An 18908-nucleotide genomic window follows, 5' to 3' on the forward strand; every position below is an offset into this window, starting at 1 on the left:
GCCGATGATAATAGACCTTTCACCACTTTAAAACCTTTTGCTGTCGGGTCGGTCGGCGATTTTATGTTGAACTCAGACCTTCACAAGGGAAAAAAGTTTATGCCGCCAGCAGTTCTTTTGCGTTTGCGAGGGTATTGCGCGTGACTTCGCTTCCGCCAAGTAAGCGGGCTAACTCCTGCAGACGCGCGCGTTTATCAAGCGGCTGCATGTGTGTTTCCGTCATTGCGCCGTCAGTTTCCTTGCTGACATAGAAATGTTGATGACCACAACCAGCAACCTGCGGCAGGTGAGTTACGCACATAACCTGGGTTGATTCCCCCAACTGACGCAGCATTTTGCCCACGACCGCAGCCGTCGGACCGCTGATGCCCACATCAACCTCATCGAAAATCAGCGCCGGGGTTTCCATTTTACGTGCGGTAATAACCTGAATAGCCAGAGCGATGCGCGACAGCTCGCCGCCAGAAGCAACTTTCGCGATCGGCTGTAACGGCTGACCCGGGTTAGTGGTAACTTTAAACTCCACGCGATCGGCACCGTCCGCGCTAAGATGGTGCTCATCAAATTTTACATCAATGCAAAAGAGACCATGCGGCATCGAAAGGGTATGCATACTCTCGGTAATGAATTGTCCCAGTTCCTGCGCATAATGCTGGCGCTGTTGGTGCAACCTTTTTGCTGTTTCCAGCGCCTGCTGGTGGTGATTGTTCACCGCCAGGGTTAAGGTTTCGAGCGAGTCGGCCTGATCGTCAAGTTGCTGTTGCTCATCTAACAAAGACTGATAGAACTGCGGCAACGCTTCCGGGGAGACGTGATGCTTACGTGCCAACGAGATTTGCTTTGAAATACGCTGCTCAAGTTCGAACAAACGGTTAGGGTCTAAATCCAGACGATCGCAATAGTGGCGCAGTTCATCGCTGGCTTCGCTGAGCTGAATGGTTGCCTCTTCCAGCATATCCAGGATACCGGAAAGTTTGCCGTCCATGCCTGCGAGTTCAGTGACCAGGTGCTTTGCGGTGTACAAGTGGCTCTGCAGATTGATGTCTTCGCCATCCGCGAGGATAGCCAGCGCCTGCTGGCTGGTGGTGAGCAATTGCCCGCTGTTAGCCAGACGCTTGTACTCTTCATCAATTTGCTCAAACTCGCCCGGCTGCGGGTTGAATTCGTTCAATTCTTTTAGCTGATATTGCAACAGTTCCGCCCGTGCTGCGCGTTCCTGACTTTGTTGCTGATGATGCGCCAGATCGCGGCAGCTTTGGTGCCATAGCTGATAGCGCGCGGTCATTTCCTGGGTCAGGGATGCTTCATTGGCGTAACCATCAAGCAGGAATTTTTGGTGTTCGGATTTCGTCAGAAGCTGGTGCGCGTGCTGGCCGTGGATTTGAATCAGCAGCTGGCCCAGCTCACGAAGCTGTGACAGCGGAACGGCGGTACCGTTAATAAAGCCACGGGAGCGGCCGTCGCTGCTGATCACGCGACGCAGCAAGCACTCACGGCCATCTTCAAGCTGGTTCTCTTCCAGCCAGCGCAGAGCTGCTGGGGTGTCTTTTAAGGCGAAACGGGCGCAGAGGTCGGCTCGCGCAGCGCCTGCGCGCACCATGTCAGCGTCTGCGCGCCCGCCCAGGCACAAACCGAGAGCATCAATGGCAATGGACTTACCCGCACCTGTCTCACCGGTGATGACGGTCATGCCGTTCTGGAAATCGATCTCAAGTTCACGAACGATAGCAAAATTGCTGATGGTCAGTTGTGCCAACATAGCTGTTTTCCTGTATGAAAAACCATAACTGTAATTACATACAGTATAAACTGGTTTTCTATACAGTAAAGAGGTTGGCGTTAAATTAGAATAATTTTTTTGACCAGCCCAGTTTTGTACTTAATGTATTGAAATAGCTGTAATCTTTTGGATGTATCAGGTTCAGATGATAATCACAGCGGCGGATCAATACGTCTTCCCCTTCCTGTATCGGCAGGGCGATTTGGCTGTCGCAGCTGATCTCCAGATCGCTACGGCGATGCGAGAAACGTAGACGAATGGTGCTGCTGCTATTGATTACCAACGGACGCGCAGAAAGCGTATGCGGGAACATCGGTACCAGCGTAATAGCATCCAGAGATGGCGTCAGAATTGGGCCTCCGGCAGAGAGGGAGTAGGCGGTAGAGCCGGTAGGCGTGGAGATAATTAGCCCGTCGGAACGCTGAGAGAAGGCAAAGATTTCATCGATATACACTTCGAACTCAATCATGTGCGCCACTTTGCCTGGATGCAGTACCACTTCGTTGATTGCGGTGCTGATGCGCTTCTGGCAATCCTGCTGGCATACCTGGGCTTCGAGTAAAAAGCGTTTTTCGCTGATGTAGTGGCCTTCCAGCACGTCGGCTAATTGTTGGTGGGCATTGTCTGGATCGAGGTCGGTGAGGAAACCGAGGTTACCACGGTTAATGCCGATAACCTTGATGTCATAACGTGCCAGGGTGCGCGCAGCGCCCAGCATATTGCCGTCGCCACCGACGACTACGGCGAGGTCTGCCTGCTGGCCAATCTCCGCGAGCGTACCGGTTTTCACATTTTTCAGCTGTAGCTCGTGAGCGATTTGTTGCTCCACGATAACCTCATAACCTTTGGTGCACAGCCAACGGTAGAGCATTTCATGTGTGGTCAGTGCAGTGGGGTGACGTGGATGCCCCACAATGCCAATACACTTGAAATGATTGTTCATTTTCTCGAGGTCCTTGTAACGAAGATTAGTGACAATGTGAGTACTTCCCTTGAAACCCTGAATCTTATCCCCATAATAATCCAGGTTAGCGAGATGAATGCGAAAAAAACGCGGAGAAATTCATGAGTAGTAAAGAACAGAAAACGCCTGAGGGGCAAGCCCCGGAAGAAATTATCATGGATCAGCACGAAGAAGTTGAGGCGGTTGAACCAGACGCTTCTGCTGAGCAGGTGGATCCGCGCGATGAAAAAATTGCGAATCTGGAAGCTCAGCTTGCTGAGGCCGAAACTCGCGAGCGCGACAGCGTGTTGCGTATCAAAGCGGAAATGGAAAACCTGCGTCGTCGTACCGAACTGGACGTAGAAAAAGCGCATAAATTTGCGCTGGAAAAATTCGTCAACGAGCTGCTGCCGGTGCTGGACAGTCTGGATCGTGCGCTGGAAGTGGCGGACAAAGACAATGATGCGATGGCGCCGATGATTGAAGGTATTGAGCTGACGCGTAAGTCAATGCTGGATGTGGTGGCGAAGTTTGGTGTGCAGGTGGTTGCGGATATCGATGTGCCGATGGACCCGAACGTGCATCAGGCCATTGCAATGGTAGAGTCTGACGACGTTGCTGCCGGTAATGTGCTGATGGTCATGCAGAAAGGCTATACCCTGAACGGACGTACCATCCGTGCGGCGATGGTCTCCGTGGCGAAAGCCAAAGGCTAATCAGCCTCGGGCCGGGTAATGCTGATGCGCTACCCGGTCCGGACTCCTCTCACTGGTCCGATACGCTCTCGCGCAGCGGTGTAACCGGCAACACCTGTACCTGTTTGATCATATTGTCCTGCACGTCGAGAATATCGATATCGTACTGCCCAATACGCACTCGCGTGCCGGCAACCGGGATCTCTTCCAGCGCTTCAAGAATAATACCGTTCACGGTACGTGCGTCATCCTCCGGCAGGTGCCAGTTAAACGCCTTATTGATTTCACGAACGTTGGCGCTGCCGTCAATGATCACTGAGCCATCATTCTGCGGCGTCACCTCTTCGGCAAGCGTCGGTGACATTGATGTGGTGAAATCGCCGACAATCTCTTCCAGAATATCTTCGACCGTGACCAGCCCCTGAATATCGCCATATTCATTGACCACTAGACCCACTTTCTTCTTATTGCGCTGAAATTTAATGAGCTGGGTGCTGAGGGGCGTACCTTCCGGGACGTAATAAATTTCGTCAGCCGCGCGTAACATGGTCTCTTTGGTGAACTCTTTTTTCTCCGCCATTAATCGCCAGGCTTCGCGTACGCGCAGCATACTGATGGCATCGTCGAGTGAGTCGCGGTACAGCACAATACGACCGTGAGGGGAGTGCGAAAGCTGGCGCACGATTGATTTCCAGTCGTCGTTAATATCAATGCCGATGATTTCACTGCGCGGCACCATGATGTCATCGACGCTGACTTTTTCCAGATCCAGCACGGACAGCAGCATATCCTGATTACGACGTGAGATTTGGGAGCGTGATTCATTCACCAGCGTTCGCAGTTCATCTTTACTCAGCGAACCGCTCACCACGATATCCGTTTTGATACCCATCATGCGCATCAGCAGACGGGTGATGGTATTAAGCAACCAGACCAGCGGCATCATGATGATTTGCAGGGGGGCCAGCAAAAAACTGCTCGGGTAGGCGACTTTTTCTGGATACAGCGCGGCAATGGTCTTTGGCAGTACTTCGGCAAAAACCAGCACCACAAACGTTAGCACCCCGGTGGCGATGGCGACGCCGGCATCGCCATACAGGCGCATACCGACAATAGTGCCAAGCGCGGAGGCCAGAATATTCACCAGGTTATTCCCGATCAGTACCAGGCTTATCAGGCGATCCGGTTTGCGAAGTAACTTTTCAACGCGTTTTGCCTGACGATTACCTTGCTTGGCCCGATGCCGCAGACGATAGCGATTCAGAGTCATCATTCCGGTTTCAGAACCGGAAAAATAGGCGGAAATGACCACCATGATGAGAAGCGTGACAATGAGCGTGGTGGTGGAGATGTGTTCCACGTAGGGTTCCTTAAAGATTTAACTCACGAACTGCTGCAGTATACGGCTGCCGAAATAGGCCAGCGTCAGAATGACTGCGCCTGCGACGTTAAACCATACGACGCGACGTCCGCGCCAGCCTTCATGGTAATGCCCCCACAACAGAACGATATAGACAAACCATGCCACGATAGAAAGAACGGCTTTATCAATATTTTCAGTACTGAACAGGTTATGCATGTAAAACAGGCCAGTACACAGAGTGAGCGTCAGCAGAACCACGCCGATCTGGGTGATATGAAACATTTTCCGCTCAATGCTCATCAGTGGTGGCATTTCATTACTGAACGCCAGTTTTTTGTTTTTCAATTGATAATCGATCCAGGCCAACTGCAGTGCATACAGCGCGGCGATAATCAGCGTGGCGTAAGCAAACAGCGATAGCCCGATGTGAATCATCATGCCCGGTGTCGCTTCGAGATGGGTGATGAACTCGTTAGGCATAAACGTCGCGAAGGCGAGGTTGATCAGAGCAAAGGCGTAGACAATGGGCAGTAATAGCCAGCCACGGTTGCGTGAAGCGACGATAGTCATTACCGTGCAGATCATCAGGCTAACCAGCGAGCCAACGTTCAACAGGCTCAGGTTTTGTCCGCTTTCACCGCCGGGCAGGATACGCGCTTCCAGGGCGATAGCATGGCTTACCAGCGCGACGACCGCAGAAAGAATAGCCATACGCCGCCAGCCGCTGTTTTTTTGCAGCAGAGCGGGAATAATCAGCGCGAGGCTGACTGAGTAGGCGACAAGGGCGAGCAGAGCAAAAACGGGCATATTAGGTGTCGACAGTTGGCCAGTGATAAAGAAAAGCAGTATAGCGTTACGTGACCGCTGCTCCAACCGTTGCATAACAACAAAGGCGGCTTCATGTTATACTGCGACAAATTTCTGTTGATGTGTCGCTGTCGCGACCGACCGTTTCCACCCCAGGCGAGAGACAATGTTTGATAATTTAACCGATCGTTTGTCGCGCACGCTGCGCAATATCAGTGGCCGTGGACGCCTTACTGAAGACAACGTTAAAGAGACGCTGCGCGAAGTGCGCATGGCGCTGCTGGAGGCTGACGTAGCGCTGCCGGTAGTGCGTGAGTTTATCAATCGCGTAAAAGAGAAAGCGGTTGGTCATGAAGTTAACAAAAGCCTGACGCCGGGTCAGGAATTCGTCAAGATTGTCCGTAACGAGCTGGTTGCGGCAATGGGCGAAGAAAACCAGACCCTGAATCTGGCTGCTCAGCCGCCTGCCGTCGTGCTGATGGCGGGCTTGCAGGGGGCAGGTAAAACCACCAGCGTGGGTAAGCTGGGGAAATTCCTGCGAGAGAAGCACAAGAAGAAAGTGCTGGTGGTCTCCGCGGACGTTTATCGCCCGGCGGCGATTAAACAGCTGGAAACGCTGGCCGAGCAGGTTGGTGTGGACTTCTTCCCGTCGGATGTCGGTCAAAAACCGGTCGATATCGTCAACGCCGCGCTGAAAGAAGCCAAACTCAAATTCTACGACGTGCTGCTGGTGGATACCGCCGGTCGTCTGCACGTTGACGAAGCGATGATGGACGAAATCAAACAGGTCCACGCTTCTATCAAGCCGGTAGAAACGCTGTTTGTCGTCGATGCGATGACCGGTCAGGATGCCGCCAATACCGCAAAAGCCTTTAACGAAGCGCTGCCATTAACCGGCGTGGTGCTGACCAAAGTTGATGGTGATGCTCGTGGCGGTGCGGCGCTTTCCATTCGTCATATCACCGGCAAGCCGATTAAATTCCTCGGCGTCGGCGAGAAAACCGAAGCGCTGGAGCCGTTCCACCCGGATCGTATTGCTTCACGTATTCTCGGCATGGGCGACGTGCTGTCGCTGATCGAAGATATCGAAAGCAAAGTTGACCGCGCGCAGGCAGAGAAATTAGCCAGCAAGCTGAAAAAAGGCGACGGCTTCGATCTCAACGATTTCCTTGAGCAGCTCAAGCAGATGAAAAACATGGGCGGTATGGCAAGCCTGATGGGCAAACTGCCGGGTATGGGGCAGATCCCTGACAATGTGAAATCGCAGATGGACGATAAAGTGCTGGTGCGTATGGAAGCCATCATCAACTCGATGACGATGAAAGAACGCGCTAAGCCGGAAATCATCAAAGGTTCCCGTAAACGCCGTATTGCTACCGGCTGCGGTATGCAGGTACAGGACGTTAACCGCCTTCTGAAACAGTTCGACGACATGCAGCGCATGATGAAGAAAATGAAGAAAGGCGGGATGGCGAAGATGATGCGGAGTATGAAGGGGATGATGCCGCCAGGCTTCCCGGGTAGATAAATATATCGGGCTACCTTATTTGCCATTTTGACGCCGGAGTGTGCTCGAAATGCTCACGTACTGCGTGTACGCTCCGCTTTCTGCGCGCACGCCGACGCCAAACTGGCTGCAACGGTCACGCCCTGGAATCAAGCTTCATCACATGTTGATTGCTTTTTTCCCAGAAATCAGTAAAATTTTCGGGCTTTTAATATGACACCGGGTCCCTTCCCTCGATGGGGCCCGGTGTTTTATTCACACAAGAGGATGTTATGGTTACTATTCGTTTAGCTCGTCACGGCGCTAAAAAGCGTCCGTTCTACCAGGTTGTTGTCACCGACAGCCGTAATGCACGCAACGGTCGCTTCATCGAGCGCGTTGGCTTCTTTAACCCAATCGCTAGCGAAAAAGAAGAAGGCACTCGCCTGGATCTGGATCGCATCGCTCACTGGGTTGGCCAGGGCGCGACTATTTCTGATCGCGTAGCTACGCTGATCAAAGCAGCAAACAAAGCAGCTTAATCTGTCACGGTGGTCATGATGAGCAAGCAACTCGCCGCGCAGGCTCCTGTGGAACCCATCGTTTTGGGGAAAATGGGGTCTTCTTACGGTATTCGTGGTTGGCTCAGAGTGTTTTCTTCCACTGAAGACGCCGAAAGCATTTTTGACTATCAGCCCTGGTTTATCCAGAAGGCGGGTCAGTGGCAGCAAGTACAGCTGGAAAGCTGGAAGCACCACAATCAGGATCTGATCATCAAGCTGAAAGGCGTTGACGATCGTGATTCGGCGAATCTACTGACCAATTGCGAAATTGTCGTGGATTCCTCGCAGTTGCCAGCGCTGGAAGATGGTTCCTACTACTGGAAAGACCTTATGGGCTGCCAGGTAGTGACCACTGAAGGCTACGATCTCGGTAAAGTCGTCGATATGATGGAAACCGGTTCGAATGACGTCATCGTCATCAAGGCAAACCTGAAAGATGCGTTTGGTATCAAGGAACGTCTTGTACCGTTCCTCGATGGGCAGGTTATCAAGAAAGTCGATCTCGCTACTCGTACTATCGAAGTAGATTGGGATCCTGGTTTTTAAACCACCGGATAAACGGTAAAAGTCGGCGTTATGGGGATTGGCTTGTGTTTATAGGTATCGTTAGCCTGTTTCCTGAAATGTTCCGCGCAATTACCGATTACGGGGTAACTGGCCGGGCAGTAAAAAATGGCCTGCTGAACATCCAGAGCTGGAGTCCTCGAGACTTTACTCATGACCGGCACCGTACCGTGGACGATCGTCCTTACGGCGGCGGACCGGGGATGTTAATGATGGTGCAACCCTTACGGGACGCCATTCATGCGGCAAAAGCTGCGGCTGGTGAAGGCGCAAAGGTGATTTATCTGTCACCTCAGGGACGCAAGCTTGATCAAGCGGGCGTCAGCGAACTGGCCACGAATCAAAAGCTGATTCTGGTGTGTGGTCGCTATGAAGGTATCGATGAGCGCGTGATTCAAACCGAAATTGATGAAGAATGGTCAATCGGCGATTACGTCCTCAGCGGTGGTGAGTTACCGGCAATGACGCTGATCGATTCCGTTTCCCGGTTTATTCCGGGGGTTCTGGGTCATGAAGCATCAGCAATCGAAGATTCGTTTGCTGACGGGTTGCTGGACTGTCCACACTATACCCGACCTGAAGTGTTAGAGCAGATGGAAGTACCGGCAGTGTTACTGTCGGGGAACCACGCTGAGATACGTCGCTGGCGTTTGAAGCAGTCGCTGGGCCGGACCTGGCTTAGAAGACCTGAACTTCTGGAAAACCTGGCTCTGACTGAAGAGCAAGCAAGGTTGCTGGCGGAGTTCAAAAAGGAACACGCACAACAGCAACATAAACATGATGGGCAGGCGTAAGCCCCCAATATCAGTTTACCCAGGATAAGAGATTAAATTATGAGCAACATTATTAAGCAACTTGAACAAGAACAGATGAAGCAGGACGTACCTTCCTTCCGTCCGGGTGATACCGTGGAAGTGAAAGTATGGGTTGTTGAAGGTTCCAAAAAACGTCTGCAGGCATTTGAGGGCGTGGTTATCGCTATTCGTAGCCGCGGTCTGCACTCTGCATTCACTGTTCGTAAAATTTCCAACGGCGAAGGCGTTGAGCGTGTCTTCCAGACTCACTCTCCGGTAGTTGACAGCATTGCTGTTAAACGTCGTGGTGCTGTTCGTAAAGCTAAACTGTACTACCTGCGTGAGCGCACTGGTAAGTCTGCTCGTATCAAAGAGCGTCTTAACTGATAACGCATTCACGCTACATCCAAAGCGTGTTGTAAAACAAGGGGTTGGCGAATTGCCGACCCCTTTTTTATTGACGGTGGCGGCAAATTGGCGGCAGAGATTGGCGCGATGGCGACAGACATAAAAAAACCTGCCGAAGCAGGTTTAAAGCCAAAGTTGCTGTTGTTGGTTCCTGATGGGGTGGGGCGGAGCAGGATCAACAGTACCCGGTTTCACAATGAATCTTGATAGCGTCTCAAAAGTGATGAATGTACATCCGCAATTTATGTTCTGGCACTGGTGATAACGTTCTTTTGTTTCGGTGCTAAGGTACCGGCTAGTGCGAGCATGTGCGGCGTTTTGGCATAACGGGCAGTGCATCATAATTATTCCCCCTGCTGGCGTATCTGAGGGAATAATAAACCCTAAGGTTGCATTTGCAAGTTTTGATTTGCTTTTTCAGTTCTTGCTTTCCTCTGAGCTGTACTCCACATCGGAGAGCTTAACCTCAAGCTCTAAGCCCGTCGTGAATCCATTATTATTCAGATTGTGAGTTACCTTACTGATTAACCAAGACTGCTCGTCTATGACGCGCTTAAAGCCCGACACGCGCACCGGTGTTTCAGGGAACAAATCAGCCCTACCAAGCGCCAGTGTAATTGAAAACTCCGCAACACCGCGCTGCAACTTATCCCACTTAGCCTGAGCAGCTCGCATCGCCTGAGCCTTTGAAGCGTAAATCGTCGTCAGCGCCAGCACGTTATCAGCCTCACCGGCCATATACTCACCCTCGCGCGCTTCCTGCTCTTTTTTAGCCTTTGTCTTTTTGCTGACTGGCTTTGCTTTCGGGTGTTCCAGTGCGCGCAGGTGCTTCTCTTTTGGTTTACGCTTCAGCGTGACCTTCTGCTTTTGCGGTTTCGGGTCTTTGGTGTGTAGCCATTTTGCCGTTACGCCGGTATAAGCCCCGCGGTCGGCAATAGCAAACTGATGGCGGTCACCATCACTGCGGGTCAGTGTCATTTGTGGGACGGGTTTGCCGCTGGCCGTCACTGCGCTACCTGCTTTCAGAAACAACAGTTTCCCCGCTTTCACTGATACTGCTGCCCCGTTCCGCTCAGCAAGTCTGGTCAGAAATACTGCGTCGGATTCCTGCGACTGGTCGATATGCGGTACCGGGATTTTTTTCAGCGAATCCGCGACGCTGGCCGTCAGTTTATTGCGTTTTGCAATGGCACTGACCAGTTCACCGAGAGTGGTGTCGTGCCATGATTCCTCACGCCGTGAATTGAGTGTTCCGCGAAAATCTGCACTACGCGCACGAATGGTCAGCGTATCAGGCGCGCCCCGGTGCTCAATCTCATCAACCGTGAAATCGCCCTTATTCAGAAGTGCCGAACCCTGCCAGCCAAGCCACAGCGTCAGCACCGCCCCGCGCAGGGGTAACTCGACTTTGCCGTCAGTATCGTCGAGCTCAATGTCGAGCTGGTCAGCTTCAAAACCCCGGTTGTCGGTCATGGTGAGAGAAATCAGCCGATCACTAAAATTGCTGGTAATGTCCTGGCTGTTCAGCGTCAGCATAAATGCCGGTGCAAGGCTCGCCCCGGCATCAATGGTCATGCCCGTCATCATGCGGTCAGCCCTCCGAGCATACCCTGCAGCTTATCGGTCAGATTACCGGCAGAGTCAAGCAGTTCGCTGGCCTGCTTATTCAGGTCGCCAAACATCGCCGCCAGTGATTCGTCGACCCGTTTCAGCGAAAGTGTGAAATCAATCTTTCTGGCCGCGCCATCACTGAAAAACTCGGTGTGTGTAGTCGAGACTTTATCGACGATATACATCCCGAGGATATTGCCGGTACCCTCAATCAGCGGCCACGCTCTGCCCTCGTCGGCCATCAGTTCAACTGCCCTCAGTGATATACGACCTCCGGTAATGGCAGGATAAAGCGTACCGGCAAGCTGGATAGAGGTTTCCCCCTCACCGAGAAACTGATAAGCGGGAGGTTTACCAACCCTGTCATTAGACACCCAGCGGTAATCCTTCGATTGTTGCATCGACTGATAAGGCAGGGTGCGGCGTTCAAACACAAACATTCCAAGTGCAAGCATCATTATTTATTCCCCCTCAGTCATGGCTCATACTGGCGCGCTGCCGTGCACGCTTCTCACGCTCGATCTGTTCGAGTGTGTCGCGTAGCTGTCGGTCAAGCTGATGCCCGGGCGCAACACCCCCCGGTAAAGTGATGTTGTACTCACTTTTGCTCTGGTCGATGTAAGAACGTCCCGCCGGTGCGGTTACTGGCTGATAAGCCTGATAACCGCCATATGTACTGGTTGCCGGGATATAAGAATTACTCTGCGTGGCCGCGTTGGTTTTGGCGGCAGTCTGGTCGAGGCTGTCTGACTCTTTGTTGATGATACCGAGCTTTTCGAGAAGCCAGTCGACACCGCTGCGCAACTTGTTAAATACATTGAGCGGAGCCATCAAAGCAGAGGCCAGCGCCTGACCAAATATGACGCCAACATTTTTGCAGCTATCGAGCGTTTCCTGCGTGGCCTTGACCGGTGCTATCAGGTCTTTAAACCACTGCCAGACACCGCGTAGTTTCTCACCGAGACCGTCAAAAATGGGTGCCAGTGGCGCGAACATTTCTCCGACAGGGGTAAAGGCGCTCATGACCCCCTCAATCACCCCCGAGAAAAATGCGCTGATGGGCTCCCAATATTTACGAATGAGCAGCGCCCCGGCCACAATCGCCGCCCCAACTGCGACAATCGGCCAGGTAATCGCGCCGAGCGCGGTCACAATGGCACTACCGGTGACAGTAAATACCGTACCCAGCACGCCAGCAGCAGCGATAATGGCGTTAATCCCCATAACAACCGGCCACGCAACGAGACCAATACCGCCGATGATACCAATCAGAGCCAGTGCGCCACCGGCGATGATGCCGATGGTTGTCGCCAGCCCTTTGTTCTTCTGGATCCAGCCGTCGAGCTTTAACACGTATTGCGTGGCGGTTTGGGTGAGTTTACGCAGCGAGCCCTCTTGCTGGTCAAACAGGTCGGTACCGACTGCCTCATAAGCAGACTGGAACTCTTTAAAGTCGCCGCCGAGGTTATCCTGCATGACCTTAACCAGTTCCTCGGTTTTACCGTCCGAGGCTTTAAACGCTTCGGTGAGCCGGTCAAGTTTGCCGCTTGAGGCTGCTTCCATCAGTACCGCCGCCGCCGAGCTGGCCTCTTCGCCGAAAATGGTTTTCATGTACTCGCCGCGCTGGCTTGTCCCGAGGTTATTTTTCTCAAAGCTGCGCTGCATTTCTTTCAGGATGGAGAATATCGGGCGCGTGTTCCCCTTGCTGTCGGACGTTTTGACGCCGAGCTCCTTAATGGCCTCAAACGCTTTTCCGGTGGGAGCCTGCAGGCGGCTGAGAATGGCGCGGCTACCCGTGCCCGCCATTGACCCGGTGATTTTGGCGTCGTGCAGCGCACCGACCATTGCGGCGGTTTGTTCGATGCTCACCCCGGCATTTTTTGCCACCGGCGCGGCATAAGTCAACGCGTCGCTCAGTCCGTCAAAATCGGCGGCGGTTTTGTTCATCGTCATCGAGAGAACGTCGCCAATGTGCGCAATCTTGTCGTTTGAAAGCTGAAATGCTGATTTCATCCCGGTCAGCAGCGCAGCGTTTTCCTCCATCGAGCGTCGGTTTGACAGTGCCATATTCAGTGTGACCGGCGTCGCCGCCTGAATAGCAGCAGCGTCACCGCCGCTTTTCGCAATGATGATTTGCGCGCTCGCTGCGTCATCTGCAGAGGCTGCAGTATTGTCGCCGAGCTGGCGAGCCTGTTTGCGTAACGCCTCCATTTCTGGCGACTGCTTATCGACCCCGAGCACAGCCTGCAGCTCGGAATTTTTCTGCGCAAAGTCATAACCGGGCATCAGCAATTTAACCCCGGCCATCGTTCCCGCTGTCGCAATACCCACCCCGGCAGCGCCTGCTGCGGCCATGTTACCGGCAAGCTCCTTACCTGATTTATATCGTTCTTTCACGCGGTTTAAGTGCGCCTGCTGTGCGCTGACCTTCGCCAGCGCCTCGCGCTGCCGGTTGAGTTGTGCTGTCGTTTCACTGATGCGGTTTTTTAATCCTCGCTCGTCATTAGCAAGGTTGCGGGTATTGATTCCGGCAGCACCCAGTTCGCGTTGCTGGCGTTTTACCGACTCGGTGAGGCTGTTGTATTTGACCTGCAGACCATCAGCCGCACGTTTTGCCGATTCAAGCACCTGCGCCTGCGCACGCGTTGGCCGTTCGGTATTTTTAAATTGGGTGGCAAGCTCCTCGGCTTCACGTTTCGCTTTTTCAAGTGCCTGACCGGTTACGGCCAGTTGCGCGCTTGTCTTACGAAAGCCGTCGATTTTCGCCGCCTGACCATTCAGGTCACGCAGCCCTTTTTGTGTGGTACGAATATCACCCGACAGGGTTTTACTCGCGGTCTGGATAGATTTAAGCGGTCGGGTCGCCTGGTCGACCGCTTTCAGCAATACCTCAAGCCTCAGGTTATTACTCATTGTGGTTTCCACTACGCTGCAGCGCCTTTTCGCGCCATGTGATGAGCTCGCTCAGGCTCAGGGAATAGAGCTCTGATGGCGGCCAGTGGAATATCACTGCGATATCCGCCATCAGGTCATCGGTCGACAGGCCGGGCGGGAAATCTATTCCGCCGAATCCGGTGACAAAAAACCAATCACCTTAGCGGCCAGTGACAGCATATCGGGCAGGTTCATCGCGGTGAGTTCCTGCGTGGTGAGTGCCGGGTAGGTCATGCGGGGCAGCACCTTAATCAGCGCATCAACCTCGGACTGCGCCACCGCCGCCAGACTGACGCCGCGCAAAGTGCCTGCGTTCGGTTCAATCAGGGTGACCTTTTCAATCGTCTGACCGGCGCGCTTAATCGGCTTGTCGAGGGTCACGACGTTCGGGTTTACGGTGTCAATTTCATTGCCAGCCGGATCAACAAATTCAGGGGTTTTGCGTGGTGCTTTTGCCATGATGTTTTTTCTCTGCTTTGAATGGGAGTAATAACCGGCCAGCGGTGCTGACCGGTCAGGGAATTACAGCAGCCCGATTGCGCGGCGGTGCTGTTCCAGACGGTCGACGCCGTTCACCTTCTCGACCATGTTGACGGTGTCGATTTCGATAATGTCGCTACCATCAATCGTGAGGCGGTAATAGGTGCAAACGGTCGACAGTTTGGTCGAGGTGTTTTCACCCTGCTTATTCTCGCCGCCGTCGATTTCTTTATGACGGCCACGCATGACCACCTCGACAGCAACGATTTCGCCAGTGTCGTCACGCTGGTAAGAGCCAGCAAAACGCAGCGGCACGGCATCAGCGCCCGGCGCGGCATACTGCGCCCACAGCGCCACATCAGGCAGGCCACCGACAGACCATTCAACAGTGAGGGCATCATCATCGAGACCGAGGTCAATCGCCGCCGCGCCATTCATGCCGCCGCCGCGATAGTTTTCGAGCTTGCGGGTCAGCTTCGGCAGCGTCACGGACTCAACAACGCCCATGTAGCTAAGGCCGTCATTGAACATGTTCAGATATTTAAGTTTGCGGGGTAGTGCCATGTTGTTTCAGGCTCCTTAGCTGTTGACCGATTCGGCCAGATTCACCAGATATTTATCGGTGATGCGCTGGCGCAGGGTCAGGCTTTCCAGTGGGGGAACCGGTGTATAGTCGTAGTCGATATACAGTTTCCCGGCCTTGAGGGTTTCCTTGTCGTTCGATTCCTCATCGAACCAGCATTCACCGTCCACGATGTAGCCGTTAGATTTCAGCTCGCGGAATTTGGCGTTAATGCCGTCGACAATGTCACGGATGAGCGATGCGGTGATGGGCTTATCGACCGCCCACATGTGCGCCTCAGCCATTGTGTCGGCCAGTACCTGCGCGGTGCGGGTGTAGTTCTCAAACAGGAAAAGCGGGTCATCAGAACAGGTGCGGTTCCCCCAAAAGCGGAAACCATCCTTGCGCACCAGCGTTGTGACTCCGGCCTCGTTGAGCAGGTCAGCATCGGTGCCGGATGCCTGCAAATCCCAAAAGACTGAGGCGCTGATGCCGGTGACGCCCTGCACGCCAACGTTAGACAGGGTTTTGTGCCAGCCGATAGTCTGGTCGATGTAGGCACGAAGACCGAGCGCGCGGGCGGTGGCATATGCCGTGGCGGTGGCGTTCGCGGTGGTATCCCATGCGAGGAAGTCAGGCCAGATAAGCATCAGTTCGCGCTGGCTGAAATTCTCGCGATAGGCCATCGCCTCGGAAATGGTTTTACAGCCCCACGCATTGGCATAGCAAAATGCGCGTAGTTTGATAGCGACTGACGCAAGTGCGACCGCCACCTCCTGTGTATCGAGACCCGGCACGCCGAGAATACGCGGCTTAACGCCGGTAACCGCTTCGGCAGTCAACAGCGCTTTAATACCGGTGTATTTGCCGTTCTCATCCGTGCCACCGATGATGTTGGTAACGGTCTGCGCTTCTGCGTCGTCTCCGGTACCTTCGGCAACGCGCACAACAATAGTGACAGGTTTAGCCTGGTCGGCGATGGCCTGCAGAGAGGCTGCCAGAGTGCCTTTTTTACCGGCTTTCGCAATGGCGCTTTGCACATTGGTAATCAGTACCGGCTCATTGAGGGGGAATAGCTTCGCATCCGCATCACTGGCCGTACAGACCATGCCGATGATAGCGGTCGAAACTGTGGAAATGACGCGGGTGCCGTCGTTAATTTCAAGCACCTGCACGCCGTGGTGAAAATCACTCATCCGGTTAACTCCATGGTTAAGGGGTGAGCGTATTTTCTGTTGTGCTGTAACGGTGGGCTATTTGTCGGCGTTGGGTAAGGGGTGGTACAACAGCAGGGTAAAAAGAAAGCGGGTTTAACCCGCTTCTTTCATACCGGCGCGTCAGGCCAGTTAATTTTCGGGGCAGCGCTCAGATCCAGACGACGTAACGCAGTACGATAAGCACGTAATTCTGTAAGCTCTGCCGCTTCCTCTGCAGAGATATCGCCATCCTTTTGAGCATCCTCCAGCCAGTTTATACGCACTGTCGCTTCATTCATGCGGCTGTTGCGTTCTGTTTCAGCGTCAGCCAGATAGTCGCGAATTTGCTGCAATTTCCCGTCTTTATAAAACCAGTCGTCCCCAAGCGTGACGCGCAGGTTAGCTTTTGTTGCCGGAAGCTCAACAACACTCAGATTAACCGGAAAAAGCGCATGAATATTTGTCGTGAATGTTCTTACGCGGCCATCTTCGTCATAACCAACTTTCAGTGTTGTGGATTCATCAAATAAATCAACAACGTCATACCAGTCATTACCTTTATCATCCTGCAAAAACAGAACATTCTGACCGTCAATAATTTTGGGTCTGTCAGTGGTGTCGGGAGTATATGGAGTGAATTTACCAAACCTCTGCATTTTATTTCCTTTTAGTTAATGACATACCAGTTGTTATTCACACATTTTCGCGTATAGCGAATAATAAAATTACCAACGTTACTGCTACCGCCAACCATATTAAAATTGTACATTGCTGCGCCATCTGTCCCACGTGGATATCCCCAACCATCCCGGAATCCAACTTCAGCAGGTGCTGTCAGGTCAATATTCTGGACAAAGTTCTGTAATACCCATGCCTGAGTTGCAACTTCACTGCCACCAACTTTCAACGGCACCGCACTTTCAATAGAGCCGGGGAGAAAACGGAAAACATGAACATTGTTGGCATAAACATCCAGAATGCCGTCACCGTTCTGTTTAAAACCAGTGTCGTTGTCGCCCAAAGCAATTGAGTTACCGCCGAGAGCGCTATTTGTTCCGATACCCAAATTGCCATTCAACCCGCCACCAGTAATAGGCAATGCGCCTACGTCACTGGCTGTTGGCTTATTTGCCGTGTTGTAGTCTATAACCCATGGAGTCTGTTCAGACATATCTCCATTCCATGTCTGACGACTGGCGCTCGCCCCGGTATGGCTGAAATATTGCTGCAGCCATACATCTCCTGAACGCGCAACGAACATAAAACCGTAACCATACAGCTTGTTACCATTTGGGTATTTGGGGAAATCAGCCACCGTACCAGCATCTGCAACACTCACTAACCACCACCCCGGCGTGTCGGCAGAAGCCATCCTGCCGTTATTTCCAATTGTCCCAATGGGGTCTTTAGGAATGGCACGAATATCAGCGGCGGCTGTCGGGATTTTTAGTACCCGCCAATTTATCGAAGTGTTTGCTTCGTGAACTCTCCACGCCAGATAACTTATATTTGTATCGTATCTGGAAAGCAAAAGCGCACAATCATTACCCGAATCACGGATGCCGATAACATTCACATACACAAACGTATTTGCAAACTCAGGCATTCCCGCGGGGAAATTGATTGCTGCATTTACTTCAATGAAAAGGGTTTCACCTGCTGCAAACTCATATGAATTAAAATTAAAGCCGCGCGAAGCGGGAATTACAGTCACCCCCAAATTCCGGTCGCCAACCTTTAATACATGGCCGAGAGTATTATCATTTCTCGATGTTGTAGCGTCGAGCGTCGCGGCTGTACCAAGTTGCAGCGCAGAACGGGCTTTCGTCTTATCCGGGATATCATTCAGGTTCTGGTCTTTTTGCAATGAGCCAGCAGCTTTGTTAACCGTATCCTGCAAACCAATATTCTGAACAAACAAAGGTTTATTCGGAATATCTCCACCGTTACGCTCTTTAGCAAGACGCGCGTTAGCATTATCCATCGCGATTTTAACCGCCCTCGGCGTCGCGGCCTGAGCCTCGTCACTGCTGTCAGTTGCGCTGCTCAGTTGCACAATACCTTTTTGCGCTGTGCTCGCGTCCTGAGCCGTATATTTACCATCGGCAAGGTCATAGGCCGCCTTAACCGCTTTCGGCGTCGCTGCAAGGCTCTCAGACGTGCTGTCGGTGGCACTACTGAGCTGCACAAAACCTTTTTCGTTCAGCGTGGCGTCAGGATGATTGCGGGACAGCTCATGCTCGGCGAGTTTGTCGTCGACATAATCCTGCGTGGCCATCACCGTTGTTGCATCAATGGACAACGCCACCGAGTCGACGCTGCTGACAATAATCACCATGCGACAGGTCTGCGCACGCCCCGAGCCCTCGGCCAGCTTCGGCTTGTAACTTTCGGCCATGTTGGCAACGGCAATCAGTGTGCCTGCATCATCATACAGACCCAGCTCGCGCATCCAGAAACCTCCCACATCAGGAGGGATGACCAGCTCTGCCACGATATAGTTTTTATTTTTATTGTCCTGGCTGATTTTATTCAGCGCATGACGCCAGACCTCATTAATGAGCTTTGTCTGACCGGCGTTCGGCTCCGGCAGCGTGCCGCCACCATCACCGACAGCCATCGCAGTAAGGTTCACTTTTTTACCGCCTGGCACAGTGGCTGCTGCCAGTTTCTCAGCACCGGCAGTGGTAATAATTGTTTTAAATTTTTTGCTCATTATTCC

Annotated in this window: 20 protein-coding genes; 6 read left to right on the top strand and 14 right to left on the bottom strand. The window is 52.8% G+C overall.

The genetic code is table 11. The features are described from left to right. Nucleotides 1–97: 97 nt before the first annotated feature. Nucleotides 98–1759: a DNA repair protein RecN gene (gene recN, locus M4I31_RS05825; protein WP_085048918.1), complete on the bottom strand. Its 1662-nt coding sequence runs from the start codon at nt 1757–1759 to the stop codon at nt 98–100. 85 nt (nt 1760–1844) lie between these two features. Then, entirely contained in the window at nt 1845–2723 is an 879-nt protein-coding gene (gene nadK, locus M4I31_RS05830) for an NAD(+) kinase (protein WP_038642764.1), read from the bottom strand. A gap of 122 nt (nt 2724–2845) precedes the next feature. Here nadK and grpE point away from each other — a divergent pair, with 122 nt between their 5' ends. After that, a complete protein-coding gene (gene grpE / locus M4I31_RS05835; protein ID WP_038642760.1) occupies nt 2846–3439 on the top strand; it encodes a nucleotide exchange factor GrpE in 594 nt (197 codons plus the stop codon). A gap of 49 nt (nt 3440–3488) precedes the next feature. On the opposite strand, the gene M4I31_RS05840 is transcribed toward grpE, so the two are convergent. Continuing rightward, nucleotides 3489–4778, bottom strand: coding sequence for an HlyC/CorC family transporter (locus M4I31_RS05840; RefSeq protein WP_038642758.1), 1290 nt, complete (start codon nt 4776–4778; stop codon nt 3489–3491). An 18-nt stretch (nt 4779–4796) separates the two neighbouring features. Then, complete coding sequence (locus tag M4I31_RS05845) at nt 4797–5588, bottom strand: inner membrane protein YpjD (protein WP_042313291.1); 792 nt, start codon at nt 5586–5588, stop codon at nt 4797–4799. 166 nt (nt 5589–5754) lie between these two features. Here M4I31_RS05845 and ffh point away from each other — a divergent pair, with 166 nt between their 5' ends. From ffh to rplS, 5 genes are all read left to right on the top strand, one after another. Next, nucleotides 5755–7116, top strand: a complete 1362-nt coding sequence (ffh, locus tag M4I31_RS05850; protein ID WP_006687321.1) for a signal recognition particle protein — start codon at nt 5755–5757, stop codon at nt 7114–7116. 251 nt (nt 7117–7367) lie between these two features. After that, nucleotides 7368–7616 (top strand): 30S ribosomal protein S16, encoded by a 249-nt coding sequence (gene rpsP / locus M4I31_RS05855; RefSeq protein WP_003031228.1) that lies wholly within the window; start codon nt 7368–7370, stop codon nt 7614–7616. An 18-nt stretch (nt 7617–7634) separates the two neighbouring features. After that, a complete protein-coding gene (gene rimM, locus M4I31_RS05860; protein WP_003031230.1) occupies nt 7635–8183 on the top strand; it encodes a ribosome maturation factor RimM in 549 nt (182 codons plus the stop codon). A 44-nt stretch (nt 8184–8227) separates the two neighbouring features. Further along, the gene (trmD, locus tag M4I31_RS05865) at nt 8228–8995 is read left to right on the top strand and encodes a tRNA (guanosine(37)-N1)-methyltransferase TrmD (protein WP_003031232.1); all 768 of its coding nucleotides are present in this window, start codon (nt 8228–8230) and stop codon (nt 8993–8995) included. Between the two features lie 39 nt (nt 8996–9034). Continuing rightward, nucleotides 9035–9382 carry a 50S ribosomal protein L19 gene (gene rplS / locus M4I31_RS05870; RefSeq protein ID WP_006687325.1) on the top strand — a complete coding sequence of 116 codons (348 nt, stop codon included), beginning with the start codon at nt 9035–9037 and terminating at the stop codon, nt 9380–9382. Between the two features lie 144 nt (nt 9383–9526). On the opposite strand, the gene M4I31_RS05875 is transcribed toward rplS, so the two are convergent. The 10 genes from M4I31_RS05875 to M4I31_RS05920 all read right to left on the bottom strand — a co-directional run bounded on the left by M4I31_RS05875 (nt 9527) and on the right by M4I31_RS05920 (nt 18902). Continuing rightward, nucleotides 9527–9745, bottom strand: coding sequence for a DNA-binding transcriptional regulator (locus M4I31_RS05875; RefSeq protein ID WP_000972010.1), 219 nt, complete (start codon nt 9743–9745; stop codon nt 9527–9529). A gap of 75 nt (nt 9746–9820) precedes the next feature. Then, nucleotides 9821–10990 carry a phage late control D family protein gene (locus M4I31_RS05880; protein WP_213199250.1) on the bottom strand — a complete coding sequence of 390 codons (1170 nt, stop codon included), beginning with the start codon at nt 10988–10990 and terminating at the stop codon, nt 9821–9823. After that, nucleotides 10987–11472 carry a phage tail protein gene (locus M4I31_RS05885; protein WP_103014777.1) on the bottom strand — a complete coding sequence of 162 codons (486 nt, stop codon included), beginning with the start codon at nt 11470–11472 and terminating at the stop codon, nt 10987–10989. Before M4I31_RS05885 ends, M4I31_RS05880 begins: the two co-directional genes overlap by 4 nt. 13 nt (nt 11473–11485) lie before the next feature. Further along, nucleotides 11486–13927: a phage tail tape measure protein gene (locus M4I31_RS05890; protein WP_213199248.1), complete on the bottom strand. Its 2442-nt coding sequence runs from the start codon at nt 13925–13927 to the stop codon at nt 11486–11488. After that, nucleotides 13920–14057, bottom strand: a complete 138-nt coding sequence (locus M4I31_RS05895) for a GpE family phage tail protein (protein WP_077910118.1) — start codon at nt 14055–14057, stop codon at nt 13920–13922. Before M4I31_RS05895 ends, M4I31_RS05890 begins: the two co-directional genes overlap by 8 nt. A 14-nt stretch (nt 14058–14071) precedes the next feature. Continuing rightward, a complete protein-coding gene (locus M4I31_RS05900) occupies nt 14072–14407 on the bottom strand; it encodes a phage tail assembly protein (RefSeq protein ID WP_213199247.1) in 336 nt (111 codons plus the stop codon). Between the two features lie 63 nt (nt 14408–14470). Beyond that, nucleotides 14471–14992, bottom strand: a complete 522-nt coding sequence (locus M4I31_RS05905) for a phage major tail tube protein (RefSeq protein WP_001550210.1) — start codon at nt 14990–14992, stop codon at nt 14471–14473. Between the two features lie 15 nt (nt 14993–15007). Further along, complete coding sequence (locus M4I31_RS05910) at nt 15008–16186, bottom strand: phage tail sheath protein (RefSeq protein ID WP_023136332.1); 1179 nt, start codon at nt 16184–16186, stop codon at nt 15008–15010. Nucleotides 16187–16314: 128 nt separating this feature from the next. Beyond that, nucleotides 16315–16842 (bottom strand): tail fiber assembly protein, encoded by a 528-nt coding sequence (locus M4I31_RS05915; RefSeq protein WP_213199246.1) that lies wholly within the window; start codon nt 16840–16842, stop codon nt 16315–16317. A gap of 11 nt (nt 16843–16853) precedes the next feature. Beyond that, the gene (locus tag M4I31_RS05920; RefSeq protein ID WP_247753166.1) at nt 16854–18902 is read right to left on the bottom strand and encodes a phage tail protein; all 2049 of its coding nucleotides are present in this window, start codon (nt 18900–18902) and stop codon (nt 16854–16856) included. Nucleotides 18903–18908: the final 6 nt, after the last annotated feature.

The sequence above is a fragment of the Citrobacter sp. XT1-2-2 genome (genome assembly GCF_023516235.1).
Classification (GTDB): domain Bacteria; phylum Pseudomonadota; class Gammaproteobacteria; order Enterobacterales; family Enterobacteriaceae; genus Citrobacter; species Citrobacter werkmanii.

What these genes read in the sequence shown, in the direction of transcription:
- recN (WP_085048918.1), bottom strand. Translation starts at nt 1,759, where the DNA reads ATGTTGGCACAACTGACCATCAGCAATTTTGCTATCGTTCGTGAACTT.
- nadK (WP_038642764.1), bottom strand. Translation starts at nt 2,723, where the DNA reads ATGAACAATCATTTCAAGTGTATTGGCATTGTGGGGCATCCACGTCAC.
- grpE (WP_038642760.1), top strand. Translation starts at nt 2,846, where the DNA reads ATGAGTAGTAAAGAACAGAAAACGCCTGAGGGGCAAGCCCCGGAAGAA.
- M4I31_RS05845 (WP_042313291.1), bottom strand. Translation starts at nt 5,588, where the DNA reads ATGCCCGTTTTTGCTCTGCTCGCCCTTGTCGCCTACTCAGTCAGCCTC.
- ffh (WP_006687321.1), top strand. Translation starts at nt 5,755, where the DNA reads ATGTTTGATAATTTAACCGATCGTTTGTCGCGCACGCTGCGCAATATC.
- rpsP (WP_003031228.1), top strand. Translation starts at nt 7,368, where the DNA reads ATGGTTACTATTCGTTTAGCTCGTCACGGCGCTAAAAAGCGTCCGTTC.
- rimM (WP_003031230.1), top strand. Translation starts at nt 7,635, where the DNA reads ATGAGCAAGCAACTCGCCGCGCAGGCTCCTGTGGAACCCATCGTTTTG.
- rplS (WP_006687325.1), top strand. Translation starts at nt 9,035, where the DNA reads ATGAGCAACATTATTAAGCAACTTGAACAAGAACAGATGAAGCAGGAC.
- M4I31_RS05875 (WP_000972010.1), bottom strand. Translation starts at nt 9,745, where the DNA reads ATGATGCACTGCCCGTTATGCCAAAACGCCGCACATGCTCGCACTAGC.
- M4I31_RS05880 (WP_213199250.1), bottom strand. Translation starts at nt 10,990, where the DNA reads ATGATGACGGGCATGACCATTGATGCCGGGGCGAGCCTTGCACCGGCA.
- M4I31_RS05885 (WP_103014777.1), bottom strand. Translation starts at nt 11,472, where the DNA reads ATGATGCTTGCACTTGGAATGTTTGTGTTTGAACGCCGCACCCTGCCT.
- M4I31_RS05890 (WP_213199248.1), bottom strand. Translation starts at nt 13,927, where the DNA reads ATGAGTAATAACCTGAGGCTTGAGGTATTGCTGAAAGCGGTCGACCAG.
- M4I31_RS05900 (WP_213199247.1), bottom strand. Translation starts at nt 14,407, where the DNA reads ATGGCAAAAGCACCACGCAAAACCCCTGAATTTGTTGATCCGGCTGGC.
- M4I31_RS05905 (WP_001550210.1), bottom strand. Translation starts at nt 14,992, where the DNA reads ATGGCACTACCCCGCAAACTTAAATATCTGAACATGTTCAATGACGGC.
- M4I31_RS05910 (WP_023136332.1), bottom strand. Translation starts at nt 16,186, where the DNA reads ATGAGTGATTTTCACCACGGCGTGCAGGTGCTTGAAATTAACGACGGC.
- M4I31_RS05915 (WP_213199246.1), bottom strand. Translation starts at nt 16,842, where the DNA reads ATGCAGAGGTTTGGTAAATTCACTCCATATACTCCCGACACCACTGAC.
- M4I31_RS05920 (WP_247753166.1), bottom strand. Translation starts at nt 18,902, where the DNA reads ATGAGCAAAAAATTTAAAACAATTATTACCACTGCCGGTGCTGAGAAA.